This window comes from Streptomyces vastus (assembly GCF_039532825.1).
GTDB lineage: Bacteria > Actinomycetota > Actinomycetes > Streptomycetales > Streptomycetaceae > Streptomyces > Streptomyces vastus.
On the sequence record NZ_BAAASJ010000104.1, the window covers coordinates 77,284 to 88,956 of the forward strand.

The 11,673-nt window shown below is 69.9% G+C and carries 11 protein-coding genes, 1 tRNA gene and 2 pseudogenes; 9 read left to right on the forward strand and 5 right to left on the reverse strand.

The window, feature by feature from the left end; genetic code table 11:
* Nucleotides 1–2: 2 nt before the first annotated feature.
* The 6 genes from glp to ABD357_RS33360 all read left to right on the forward strand — a co-directional run bounded on the left by glp (nucleotide 3) and on the right by ABD357_RS33360 (nucleotide 4,736).
* Complete coding sequence (gene glp, locus ABD357_RS33335; protein ID WP_344394861.1) at nucleotides 3–1,325, forward strand: molybdotransferase-like divisome protein Glp; 1,323 nt, start codon at nucleotides 3–5, stop codon at nucleotides 1,323–1,325.
* 54 nt (nucleotides 1,326–1,379) lie between these two features.
* Nucleotides 1,380–1,859: a cyclic pyranopterin monophosphate synthase MoaC gene (gene moaC / locus ABD357_RS33340; RefSeq protein ID WP_344394863.1), complete on the forward strand. Its 480-nt coding sequence runs from the start codon at nucleotides 1,380–1,382 to the stop codon at nucleotides 1,857–1,859.
* Entirely contained in the window at nucleotides 1,856–2,359 is a 504-nt protein-coding gene (locus tag ABD357_RS33345; RefSeq protein WP_344394865.1) for a MogA/MoaB family molybdenum cofactor biosynthesis protein, read from the forward strand. Before moaC ends, ABD357_RS33345 begins: the two co-directional genes overlap by 4 nt.
* Nucleotides 2,360–2,385: 26 nt before the next feature.
* Nucleotides 2,386–3,015: a GNAT family N-acetyltransferase gene (locus ABD357_RS33350; RefSeq protein WP_344394867.1), complete on the forward strand. Its 630-nt coding sequence runs from the start codon at nucleotides 2,386–2,388 to the stop codon at nucleotides 3,013–3,015.
* Between the two features lie 197 nt (nucleotides 3,016–3,212).
* Complete coding sequence (gene sepX, locus ABD357_RS33355; RefSeq protein ID WP_344394869.1) at nucleotides 3,213–4,565, forward strand: divisome protein SepX/GlpR; 1,353 nt, start codon at nucleotides 3,213–3,215, stop codon at nucleotides 4,563–4,565.
* A gap of 97 nt (nucleotides 4,566–4,662) precedes the next feature.
* Nucleotides 4,663–4,736: transfer RNA gene (locus tag ABD357_RS33360), tRNA-Ala, on the forward strand.
* A 93-nt stretch (nucleotides 4,737–4,829) separates the two neighbouring features.
* Here ABD357_RS33360 and ABD357_RS33365 read toward each other — a convergent pair.
* Nucleotides 4,830–5,507: pseudogene (locus ABD357_RS33365) on the reverse strand (ATP-binding cassette domain-containing protein); the annotation flags it as partial.
* 156 nt (nucleotides 5,508–5,663) lie between these two features.
* Between ABD357_RS33365 and ABD357_RS33370 the strand changes: the two are divergent.
* Entirely contained in the window at nucleotides 5,664–6,311 is a 648-nt protein-coding gene (locus tag ABD357_RS33370; RefSeq protein WP_344394871.1) for a TetR/AcrR family transcriptional regulator, read from the forward strand.
* A gap of 454 nt (nucleotides 6,312–6,765) precedes the next feature.
* Here the strand turns inward: ABD357_RS33370 and ABD357_RS33375 are convergent, their stop codons facing one another.
* A complete protein-coding gene (locus tag ABD357_RS33375) occupies nucleotides 6,766–7,245 on the reverse strand; it encodes a hypothetical protein (RefSeq protein WP_344394873.1) in 480 nt (159 codons plus the stop codon).
* Between the two features lie 525 nt (nucleotides 7,246–7,770).
* On the opposite strand from ABD357_RS33375, the pseudogene ABD357_RS33380 reads away from it, so the two are divergent.
* A pseudogene (locus ABD357_RS33380) lies at nucleotides 7,771–8,250 on the forward strand (LuxR C-terminal-related transcriptional regulator); the annotation flags it as partial.
* A 53-nt stretch (nucleotides 8,251–8,303) separates the two neighbouring features.
* Here ABD357_RS33380 and ABD357_RS33385 read toward each other — a convergent pair.
* Together ABD357_RS33385 and ABD357_RS33390 are read right to left on the reverse strand one after the other, a co-directional pair.
* The gene (locus tag ABD357_RS33385) at nucleotides 8,304–8,780 is read right to left on the reverse strand and encodes a GNAT family N-acetyltransferase (RefSeq protein ID WP_344394875.1); all 477 of its coding nucleotides are present in this window, start codon (nucleotides 8,778–8,780) and stop codon (nucleotides 8,304–8,306) included.
* Nucleotides 8,781–8,859: 79 nt separating this feature from the next.
* The gene (locus ABD357_RS33390; RefSeq protein WP_344394877.1) at nucleotides 8,860–9,930 is read right to left on the reverse strand and encodes a class I SAM-dependent methyltransferase; all 1,071 of its coding nucleotides are present in this window, start codon (nucleotides 9,928–9,930) and stop codon (nucleotides 8,860–8,862) included.
* 182 nt (nucleotides 9,931–10,112) lie between these two features.
* On the opposite strand from ABD357_RS33390, the gene ABD357_RS33395 reads away from it, so the two are divergent.
* Complete coding sequence (locus tag ABD357_RS33395; protein ID WP_344394879.1) at nucleotides 10,113–10,916, forward strand: exodeoxyribonuclease III; 804 nt, start codon at nucleotides 10,113–10,115, stop codon at nucleotides 10,914–10,916.
* Here ABD357_RS33395 and ABD357_RS33400 read toward each other — a convergent pair.
* Entirely contained in the window at nucleotides 10,913–11,554 is a 642-nt protein-coding gene (locus ABD357_RS33400) for a MerR family transcriptional regulator (protein WP_344395061.1), read from the reverse strand. The genes ABD357_RS33395 and ABD357_RS33400 overlap by 4 nt on opposite strands.
* Between the last annotated feature and the right edge of the window lie 119 nt (nucleotides 11,555–11,673).

The following is an 11,673-nucleotide window of genomic DNA, read 5'->3' on the forward strand; positions in this document are numbered from 1 at the left end:
CCTTGAGCAGCGCCCCGACCCGCGTCACCGGCCAGGACCACCTCTGGTCGGTGAACGAGCACCTGGAGGACATCCTCTCGACCGTCCGCCCGCTCGAACCCATCGAGCTGCAACTCCTCGACGCCCAGGGCTGTGTCCTGGTCGAGGACGTCACGGTGCCGGTCTCCCTGCCGCCGTTCGACAACAGCTCTATGGACGGGTACGCGGTCCGGGTCGCCGATGTCGCGGGCGCGAGCGAGGAGTTCCCGGCCGTCCTCAGGGTCGTCGGGGACGTCGCGGCGGGTCCGGCCGAGCCGCTCCAGGTGGGCCCCGGCGAGGCCGCCCGCATCATGACAGGCGCTCCACTGCCGCCCGGTGCCGAGACCGTCGTCCCCGTGGAGTGGACCGACGGCGGCCTCGGCGAGGGCCCCGTCTCCCGGATGCGCGCCCACAGTGCGGCACCCGAGGGCGCCTCCGGCCAGGTCCAGGTACACCGTCCGGCTCCGGCACGCGCGCACGTGCGCGCGAAGGGCAGCGACGTCAAGGCCGGTGACCGCGCCCTGGAAGCGGGCACGATCCTCGGTCCGCCGCAGATCGCACTGCTCGCAGCGATCGGCCGCGGAACGGTACGGGTGCGCCCGCGCCCGCGCGTGGTCGTCCTGTCCACCGGCAGCGAACTCGTCCAGCCCGGCGAGGAGTTGGGCAACGGCCAGATCTACGACTCCAACAGCTTCGCGCTGACCGCCGCCGCCCGCGACGCCGGAGCCATCGCCTACCGCGTGGGTGCGGTCACCGATGACGCCGAGACTCTCCGGGCCACCATCGAGGACCAGCTCATCCGCGCCGATCTCCTGGTCACCACGGGCGGCGTCAGCGTGGGGGCGTACGACGTCGTCAAGGAGGCACTGGAGTCCGTCGGTGACGAGGACGAGCCGGGCAGCGGCATCGAGTTCCGCAAGCTCGCCATGCAGCCCGGCAAGCCCCAGGGCTTCGGCTCCATCGGCCCCGACCACACCCCGCTGCTCGCGCTGCCGGGCAACCCCGTGTCCTCGTACGTCTCCTTCGAGCTGTTCGTACGCCCCGCGATCCGCACCCTGATGGGTGTCGAGGACATCCACCGGCCCACGACCAGGGCAATCCTGCAGACGGACAAGGCGCTGACCTCGCCCGCCGGACGCCGTCAGTTCCTGCGCGGGCGGTACGCGAACGGAGAGGTGACCCCCGTCGGCGGCGCCGGCTCGCACCTGATCGCGGCCCTCGCCCGGGCCGACGCGTTGATCGTGGTCCCCGAGACCGTGGAATCCGTGGAGCCCGGCACCGAGGTCGAGGTGGTACTCCTCGGCTGACCGGGCCGGGATGGCGGTACCGTGTCGCGCACAACAGGCCCGACCGGGAGCGCCATGAGTACCGACGACCGACTGACCCACATCGACGACGCGGGCGCCGCCCGCATGGTTGACGTGTCCGGAAAGGACGTGACCGCGCGCACCGCCCGCGCCAGCGGCCGGGTTCTGGTCTCGCCCCGGGTGGTCCAGCTGCTGCGCGGCGAGGGCCTCCCCAAGGGCGACGCACTGGCCACCGCGCGCATCGCGGGCATCATGGGCGCCAAGCGCACGCCGGACCTGATTCCGCTGTGTCACCCGTTGTCAGTGTCGGGTGTCAAGATTGATCTGTCGGTCGCGGACGACGCCGTCGAGATCCTGGCCACCGTGAAGACCACCGACCGTACGGGTGTGGAGATGGAAGCCCTCACCGCGGTCAGCGTGGCGGCTCTCACCGTGATCGACATGGTCAAGGCGGTCGACAAGGGGGCGGTCATCACGGACGTACGCGTCGAGGAGAAGACGGGCGGCAAGTCGGGCGACTGGAGCCGGACATGACGTATCGCGCCCTTGTCGTCACGGCATCCAACCGCGCGGCCGCCGGGGTCTACGAGGACAAGGGCGGCCCACTGATCGTCGAGGGGCTCGTCTCGTACGGCTTCGAGGTGGACGGGCCGCGGACAGTGCCCGACGGGGACCCCGTGGAGGCCGCCCTGCGCGAAGGCGTCGAGGCCGGGTACGACGTCATCGTGACCACCGGAGGCACCGGCATCTCGCCCACCGACCGCACCCCCGAAGCGACCCGGAGCGTCCTCGACCACGAGGTGCCGGGCATTGCGGAGGCCATCAGAGCGTTCGGAGGGGAGAAGGTGCCGACGTCGGCGCTGTCCCGGGGACTGGCCGGAGTTGCCGGGCGGACACTGATCGTGAACCTGCCGGGCTCCACGGGCGGGGTCAGGGACGGACTCGCCGTTCTGCGGCCCCTGTTGATCCACGCCGTGGACCAGCTCCGCGGCGGCGATCATCCCAGACCCAGCGGCAGCGGGGGTGCGAGCTGAACAGCCCATCCTGGCCGGTCGAGCTGGTGGACGGTGATGTCGTCCTCCGGCCCATAAAGATGCGCGACCACCGGGCCTGGCGTGACGTCAACCGGCGCAACCGGGACTGGCTGCGCCCCTGGGAAGCCACCATTCCGCCGCCCACACCCACCGGGCCGATAGCGCACCGCCCGACCTACCGCCAGATGGTCCGGCACCTGCGCGCCGAGGCCAACGCGGGCCGGATGCTGCCGTTCGTCATCGAGTACCAGGGGCGGCTTGTCGGGCAGTTGACCGTCGCCGGAATCACCTGGGGCTCGATGTGCTCGGGCCATGTCGGGTACTGGGTGGACCAGGCGGTCGCCGGACGCGGAGTGATGCCTACAGCCGTCGCTCTTGCGGTCGACCACTGCTTCCGCACCATCGGGCTGCACCGCATCGAAGTCTGCATTCGCCCCGAGAACGGCCCCAGCCGCCGGGTCGTGGAGAAACTCGGATTCCGCGAGGAAGGACTTCGTCCACGTTATCTTCACATCGACGGGGCCTGGCGCGACCACCTCGTCTTCGCGCTCACGGCGGAAGAGATCCCTGAGGGCCTGCTCAGCCGCTGGCGGCGGACACGTTCGCGGAACACGTCCGAAAACTCGCCACGGGACACCCCACGGAACACCGCCTAACACTGCCTAACGCCGACCAAATGAAATGCGTGTTCGAAAATGATCGGCGATCGACCGTCCTCAGGCATTAATTTCCCGCTCTCGGTGGCCTGCTGATCGCATCGGTCGCAAAAAAAGCTCGAAATATCAGCCAGATCGTGCGACACACCGGCGGAATTGGCAGATGGCCTCACGCAAACCCCTCTACCGTGTGAGGCGTGAGCAGCAGCGGCCTCATCTACGCAGTCATTGTCGGGGCCTGGGCCGCCTACTTGGTGCCCATGTGGCTCCGTAGGCAGGACGAGCTGAATGAGGCCCGTCCGACGGAACGCTTCAGCACCGCCATCCGGCTGCTGTCCGGACGGGCGGGGATGGAGCGCCGGTACGCCAAGGACCTGCGGGCGCGCTCCACCGAAGAGGGGGAGCACGCCGCCGAACCGGACGGCCTTACCGAATCGGTGGACGCCCGGGCCTTCGCCATGCCTCAGACCCGGCGCGAGGCACGGGGCAAGGTCGCGGACGTACGGGACGATGCGCGGGGCGCACGCGGTGAGGGTCGGCCCGAGGCGGAGGGTGGGCCTTCGGCTTCAGGTGCCGTTTCCGGGAAGCGGGCGGCTGACCCGGCGTCCAGGCCGGGGTCGGCGGGTGCGCCCAAGCGCGGTGCCAAGTCGGCGTCGCGGGCGGGCCGTTCGGCCGGTGGCAGGCCGGTGCCTCAGCAGGGGTCCAAGCCGGGAGGGAAGCCGGGCGCCAAGTCGTCGTCACCGGCACAGTCCTCGCCCTCGTCCTCCTCCTCGGCTCGTTCGCGCCGGGCTGCCGCGGCGGAGGCCGCCGCGCGCGCCCGGCGCTCGAAGGTGCTCGCGCGCCGGCGGCGTACGACCACGGTCCTCTTCTTCGCCTTCACGCTCGGCGCGATCGTGGCGGCTGTCGGGGGGCTCGCTTTCCTGTGGGCGCCGGGCGTGCCGGCGATAATGCTGAGCGTCTACATCGCGTATCTGCGCTCCCAGGAGCGGCGGCGGTTCACGTACACGATGGACCGCAGGCGTGCGGAGGCCGCGGCCCAGCGGCTGCGGGAACGGCAGCCGAGGCGGCGACCGCCCGCCGAGCCGTCCGCCGCGGACGACCCGGAGGACGGACCGGAGGCGACCAGTGACCCCGGCCTGTCCGCACTGGCCGCCGACCGCCGAGCCCTCGTCGAGCAGACCGACCACGCGGAGTGGGTCGACCAGCAGCGCGAACGCCGACGCGGTCCGGCCGGCGGCGACAGCTGGGACCCCGTCCCGGTCCCGTTGCCGACGTACGTGACAGCCCCTGTCGCCCCGCGCGCCACGGCCGGTGTCGACCTGGGCGCACCCGACGCGTGGAGTTCGGCACGCTCCAGCGCGGCCGAGCGCCCCGCGGCAGGGGCGGCTCCGACGCCGGAGGACGAGCCGTCCGAGGAGCCCGGCGCGGACCCGGACGGCGCCGCGGACGCACGCCGCGCCGCCTCGGCCCGCCGGGCCCGCGAACGGGGCCGCACTCCGCTCTTCGACCAGTACGAGGACGGCGACCGACCGCGCGCCGCCAACGAGTGACAAGCGAGCGGCAACGCCGCAGAAGCCCCACCCTTGACCAGCCAGGAACGGATTTCCAAGCACCCGGACGCGGATGCTAGAGTTTCCCTCGTTGCAAGGGCCTGTGGCGCAGTCCGGTAGCGCACCTCGTTCGCATCGAGGGGGCCAGGGGTTCAAATCCCCTCAGGTCCACTGCACGGCCGTTCTTGAGTTAGCTCAGGGTCGGTTGACGAGATCCCGACGATCATGATGGTCGTGCGGGATCTTCGTCGTTTCCGGGGTCTGCAGACTGGTGGCGATATGTTCGAGGAAGACGCGGTCGTGCGAGACCGTCACCGTGGTGCCCCGCCGGGTGCGCAGGTGTTCTTCCAGCCAGCTCAGGGCACCCTCGTCGAGATGGTTGGTCGGCTCGTCCAGCAGCAGCACCTCCGGCGCTGCCGCCAGGACGGCCGCCAGCCGTAACCGGATCTGTTCTCCGCCGGACAGACTGCCAACGGTACGGTCACGGCTCATCAGCCCCAGGCCGAGGCCGTGCAGGGCACGTTCCACACGGGTGTCGGCGTCGTAGCCGCCGCGCAGCTCGAAGACCGTCATCAGTTCGCCGTACTCGGCCATGCCCGACTCGTCGCCATCGGCCATCGCGGCCTCCAAACGGCGCATTCGCTGCTCGACGGCGCGTAGATCGCTCAGGGCCCGGTCCATGATCTGCTGGACGGTCGCCTGCGGGGCCAGCCGCTCGTCCTGGGCGAGATAGCCGACGCCGTCGGCGGCCTGGACGACGACCTCGCCCTGATCGGGCCGTTCACGCCCGGCGAGCAGGCGCAGCAAGGTGGTCTTGCCGGATCCGGTCTCACCGATGATCCCGGTGCGCTCGCCCGCGGCGAGCGAGCAGCTCACCGAGTCAAGGACGAGCCTGCCGTTGAAGGACTTGCTGACGGCGAGCGCGGTGATCTGTGTAGGCATGCGGGGACTCCAAAGCATTCGAGGACGAGGCGGCAGTCAAGGGCCGCAGGGCCGGGCGAACACTTCGGAAGAGCATCGATCACTCCACTAGTGCGACAACTGATGCATTAACATGCTGCCATAACGCCGTCCCCCTGAGCAAACGGATTACCAGCGATGACTCCCGAAGCCCCAGGACCGGAAGGCACCCGGCCGACGCCGACACGACGCCGACCCGGGGGCCGCACCGCCCGTATTCGTACGCAGGTACTCGACGCGGTCCGCGCGGAGCTCGGCGAACACGGTTATGACGGGCTCAGCATGGACGCCGTCGCCGCCCGCGCGGGCGTGCACCGCACAACGGTGTACCGGCGCTGGGGGGATGTCGGCGGCCTGCTCGCCGACGTTCTCGACGCGGCGAGCGACGACGACTGGCAGCCACCGGACACCGGCTCACTGGAAGGCGACCTGGCAGCACTGAACCAGGAGATCCAGGCAGCCCTGATTGCACAGCCGCCGATCGTCGCGGCTCTGATCGCCGCCTCGTTCCGCTCCGAGAAAGCCGCCCACGCCCAACAGCGGCTCTGGGAGGACCGGTACGCCCGCTGCGAGATCATCGTCAGCCGAGCTGTCCGGCGCGGCGAACTCCCGCCGCACACCGACGCTCGGCGACTGCTCATCGCCGCCACCGCGCCGCTGTACCACCAGCTGGTACTCCTCCGCACGCACCCCGACCCGCAACTGCCCGGCCATGCAGCCAGAACCGCCGCCCTCGCCGCAGCCGCTGGCGCCTTCGCCGAGTCTCCGTCAGCGGGGGAAAATTGAGCGAGACTTCACCAGTTCCGCACCCCTTCGAAGGGTCGCACGGGTCGTTTCGTAGGCGGTGGTCTCCGCGTCGTAGACGACCCGTGGCTGTGTCGGCTCAGCGTCGGTCTGTTGCTCGCGGGTGCCCAGTGCCTGCGAAGGTGATCCAGCAGGTGTCGCGGGCGGTGTCCAGGAGGTACCAGACGCGGCCGCCGCCGGTCACCTCGATCTGCCACTGCTCGCAGGTCTGTCCGCGGTGAGTGCCGTGCGCCAGACTGCCCTTGAGCCGGGTGGTGCCGGGGCGTCTCGGTGGCCGGCCTGGGGTTCGTGCGCATGGTGATCCAGGCGCGGTAGGTGTTCTCCCGGGCCTGCTGGGCGAGGCCCTCCCACCCTTTGGCCGAGGCCGCGTCCGCGAAGCGGACTTCCCAGTGGCCTTCCGGTGCCGGCGGGGCGGCGCGGTCGCCGCGACCCGCGGTCATGCGGCATCCCGCGGGTCCGGTACCGGGCCGTAGTCCTCGCCGTGGTCCCTGGTCAGCGCCGCCAGTAGTTCGGGGTCGGAGTAGACCTCGGCGGTGTGCTGCCAGGCGATGAGCAACTGGGCGACGGACGCGCTGTTGCCGAGCGAGTCGGCGGCCCGCATCGTGTCGACCAGTTCGACGGCGAAGGCGTGGAGATCGGGCTCGGGAAGGAAACGAACCCAGGGGAAGGCGTCCGGCAGTATGTCGAGGAGCAGTTCCATGCTGCCGGGCTCCCGGCGGGCCATCGCGGCCAGCATCCGGGTGGCGGCTGATACCACGGTCTGGTCCTGCTCTGCCCGCGCTGCGGTGGTGAGGACCAGATCCTCGCCGTCTCTGCGGTGCAGAAGCAGTCTCGGCGATTCCTGAAGCCGGGCAAGCGTCTTCTTGTTCTTGTTCACCAGCTCGGAGAAGTTCACGGCGGCGCTCTCGGTAGCCATCACTTTGAAACTACTTCGAAACTCTCCTCCGTGCCATCACCCAAAAGAGGGGCGCGGTGCACCGCGAGCTGCCTTGGGTACCTCGCGAGTGCCCGGCCGCCGACAGCCCGTCGTGTTCCCCACTGCTGGGGGACGATCTCCAGCTGATCGGGGAACGATCTTCACGAGCCCTCATCGGTGCACGTCAACCCCACTCGTGAACCCCCCGCTGCAAGTTCATGAGATCCCGTCCGATCGCTTCGATCGGACGGGATCTCTGCGTTTCCGGACTCGGCGGGACGTCCGGGTGCGGGTGGCAGGTGAGGAACCATGCCGTCGCCGGTCCCGGACCTCACTCGTGCACCGCCGCCGACCCCACCGCCCCCCGCCGCAGGGCCGGCCACGCAGGGGCGAGTGCCGATGGCACGGCGAGGAGTGCGCACGCCATCGCCGTTGTGGCGAGTTCCGGCCACGGGATCTGGAGTGGGGTGGGGGCCGACAGGATGGCCAGGGCGGTCCATATCGGGAGCAGGTTCAGGGCTGTGGATGCCTCCCGGTTTCCAGGACGAGGGCCTGCACGCGGCCGTACGGCTGCGTGAGACGCGACCCAGGCTGCCCGTCCTCGTCCTCAGCCAGTACGTCCAGCGGAGGTACGTCGCCGACCTGCTCGACTCCGGCGACGGAACGGGCGTCGGCTATCTGCTCAAGGACCGGGTCGGGCAGGTGGAGGAGTTCGTGGACGCGCTGCTCAAGGTCGCCGACGGCGGCACGGTCGTCGACCCCGAGGTCGTGCGCCAACTGCTGCGCCGCCGCCGCGATCCGCTGGAGCGGCTCACCCCGCGCGAGCGCGAGGTCCTGGCGCTGATCGCCGAGGGCCGGTCGAACGGCGCGATCGCCCGCGAGCTGGTGGTGTCCGAGGCCGCCGTCGGCAAGCACATCAGCGGAATCCTCACCAAGCTGGACCTGCCCCCGGCCGACGAGACCCACCGCAGGGTGCTGGCCGTACTGGCCTTCCTGCGTGCCTGACGCTCTCTCAAAGCCAGCCGTTTCACAGGGACTTCAGAGGGCTCACCAGGACTTCAGAGCGGCTTCGCGAAGCACCTGCTCGCGTCGTGGAAGCGGTAGTGGCCGAACTTGGCGCAGGGCTCGTAGCCACTGGACGTGTAGAGGGCGATCGCCTCCGGCTGCTTCGTGCCCGTCTCCAGGACCATGCGCGTACGGCCCGCCGCGCGGGCGTCGTCCTCCAGGGCCGCGAGGATGCGACGGGCGAGACCGTTGCCGCGCGCCTCCTCGATCACGTACATGCGCTTGATCTCCGCGTCGCCGTCCGAGTAGCCCTCGTCGTTCGCGTCCTGGGTACGCCAGCCGCCCGTGGCCACCGGCTGGTCCTGCGCGTCGTACGCGATGAGGTACAGGCCGAGTGGCGGCTCGAACATCGACGGGTCGAGGGGAGTCATGTCCCCCTCGTCGCCGTAGCGCACGGCGTACTCGGCCTGGACCCGGTCGTTCAGCTTGACGGCGTCGGGGTGGTCGAAGGAGACGCGGCGTATATTCATGCCGAGGATCGTACTTCTATGCGGTGCGCGGTGGCGATCCATTTTCCCATGGGCCGCGCGGTCGAGATCTCGGCGTCGCCTACGGCTTGATGTCGTACAGGACGTTGAAAGGGTCGTCCGTCGAGGAACGGGCCACGTCGCCGAAGCCGGCCTCGGTGCACAGGCTGCGCACGACCGCCTCGGGCATACCGCACGTTCCGAGGGCGGCTCCGCCGTTCGCGAGTGAGGTCGTCATGCAGTAGAAGACGCTGAAGCCGTAGAACATCGATGCCACGGGGCCGACGTTGTCCTGGGGGCGGTCCTCGCAGTTGATCTCGAGCATCAGGTAGTCGCCGTCGTCCCTGACCGCCGCCCTGATGGCGGCGAGAAGCCGCTTCGGGTCCGCCGCGTCGTGGATCACGTCGAAGGTGGTGACGAGGTCATAGCGTCCCGGAAGCCCCTGGGCGGCATCGACCGTCTCGAAGGTCACACGGTCGGCGACACCGGCCTTCTCCGCGTTCGCCCGGGCGCGTTCCACCTGGCCCGGGAAGTTGTCGAACCCCACGAAACGCGAGCGGGGAAACGCCTTGGCGAGCACGATCAGTGCGCGGCCCGCGCCGCATCCCACATCCGCGACGTCGACGCCCCGCTCCAGCTTCTCGATGACGTGCGGAAAGGTGCTCAGCCAGTCGTCGACCATGACGCTTTCGAACCAGCTGCCCGTGAAACGGCTCATACCGTCCCACAGGATGTCCGGGTAGTCGCTCTGCCGCACGCCTCCACCGCTCCGGAACGCCTCACTCAGCTGTTCGTACGGCGCCAGGGCGGCGGGCATCATCTGGTAGACGCCGCCGAGGAACATGGGTCCTGACTCATCGGCCAGGGCGGGCGCGTGCTCGGCGGGAATCGCGAAGCGGCCGGGCTCCGGTTCCTCCAGATAGCCCGCGGCGGTCATGCCTCGAAGCCACTCGCGTACGTAACGCTCATTCAGGTCCAGTCGGTCCGCGAGCTCCTCGCTTCCGGCGGGGCTGTTGGCCGCGAGGTCCTTGAACAGGCCCAGCCGGTCGCCCAGGTGGCACAGACCGATGGCCATCGTCCCGCTGATGTCCCCGAGCGCCTTCTCCATGAAGGCTTCGACCTTTGCTTCGTCCAATTCGCGCTGTACCGCCATGGTGTCCTCCTGGCTGTCGAGCACGATCGCGGGCTGCGACCGGCACGCAAAGCCAAGCACCGGGGTGCTCCCGTGTGCCGCCGCCACGACTGGCGGGGGCGCACGGGCCGGGTTGCCTCACCCGAAGCGAGTACCGGGCGCTCGCGCAGTAACCTACGTTTCCTGTTGCGTAGGAGAGTGCTGTGCTGACTGTGACCTCTGTGAATGTGAACGGGCTTCGGGCCGCTGCCAAGAAGGGCTTTGTGGAGTGGCTCGCGGGTACCTCCGCCGATGTGCTGTGTCTGCAGGAAGTGCGTGCCGAGCCGCCGCAGTTGCCCGAGGGGATTCGGCAGCCCGACGGGTGGCATGTCGTGCACGCGCCCGCCGCCGCCAAGGGGCGTGCGGGAGTCTCCATCTATACGCGGCGGGAGCCCGACCGCATCCAGGTCGGCTTCGGATCCGCCGAGTTCGACGGCAGTGGGCGGTATGTCGAGGTCGATCTGCCCGGGGTCACGGTCGCCTCCCTCTATCTGCCCTCCGGCGAGGTCGGGACCGAGCGGCAGGACGAGAAGGTCCGGTTCATGGGGGAGTTCCTCGCCTACCTCAAGGCGCTCAAGGAGCGGGCCGCCGCCGACGGCCGCGAGGTCGTCGTCTGCGGCGACTGGAACATCGCCCACCAGGAAGCCGACCTCAAGAACTGGCGCGGCAACAGGAAGAACTCGGGGTTCCTGCCGGAGGAGCGCGAGTGGCTCACTGCGGTCTTCGGCGAGGCGGAAGGCGGGTACGTCGACGTCGTACGGGCTCTGCATCCGGACGTCGAGGGGCCTTACACGTGGTGGTCCTACCGTGGGCAGGCTTTTGACCGGGACACCGGCTGGCGCATTGATCTCCACGTCGCGACGTCGGGGCTCGCGGCCAAGGCCGTGAAGGGGCACGTGGAGCGGGCGGCCACGCATGCGGAGCGGTGGTCGGACCACGCGCCCGTGACCGTCGTCTACGACCTCTAGGACCCCTGGGACCGTTGCTCTGCGTCCCGCACCCGCCGGTCCAACGCCATCGACAGCTCCGCCTCCACCACGCTCTTCGCCAGCGGCCGCAAGCGCTCGAGGTCGGTCGGGGAGGCGCCTCGGGTCAGGGCGAGTTCGGTGAACAACTCGGCCAGGGCGTCCGCGTGTTCGCGTACGCGGCGGCCGGTCCGAAGTACGTCCGCGAGGGGGATGCCCTCGCGGACCAGGGCCGCCGAGACGTCCAGCAGGCGGCGGCTGATGTGGACGAGGTCGGTGCCGTCCGTGGCGAGGTAACCGAGGTCGAGGGCGGCGGCGAGGTTTTCGGAGGTGGCCTGGTCGCCGAAGGCGTCGGCCAGTTCCTCGGGGGAGAGGCGGACCGGGACCTCCTCGGTGGGGGCGCCCAGGCCGAGCAGTTCGCCGACGTCGCGGCCGTGGTCGAAGGCCTCGGCCAGTTCGGCGATGCCGCTGAGGGTGTGGCCGCGTTCCAGGAGGGCCGAGATCGTGCGCAGGCGGGCCAGGTGGTCGTCGTCGTACCAGGCGATACGGCCCTCGCGGCGGGGTGGCGGAAGCAGCTTGCGCTCGCGGTAGAAGCGCAGGGTGCGCACCGTGATGCCGGCCTCCTTGGCCAGCTCCTGCATGCGGTACTCCCGCTTGCCGGGCTCGCGCGTTCCCGGCCCGGACTTCCCATGCCCCCGTTTTCCCGATCCCTCAGCCACTCGAGCAGCCTATGTTGTACCGCCAGTAACTTCTTCGGCCC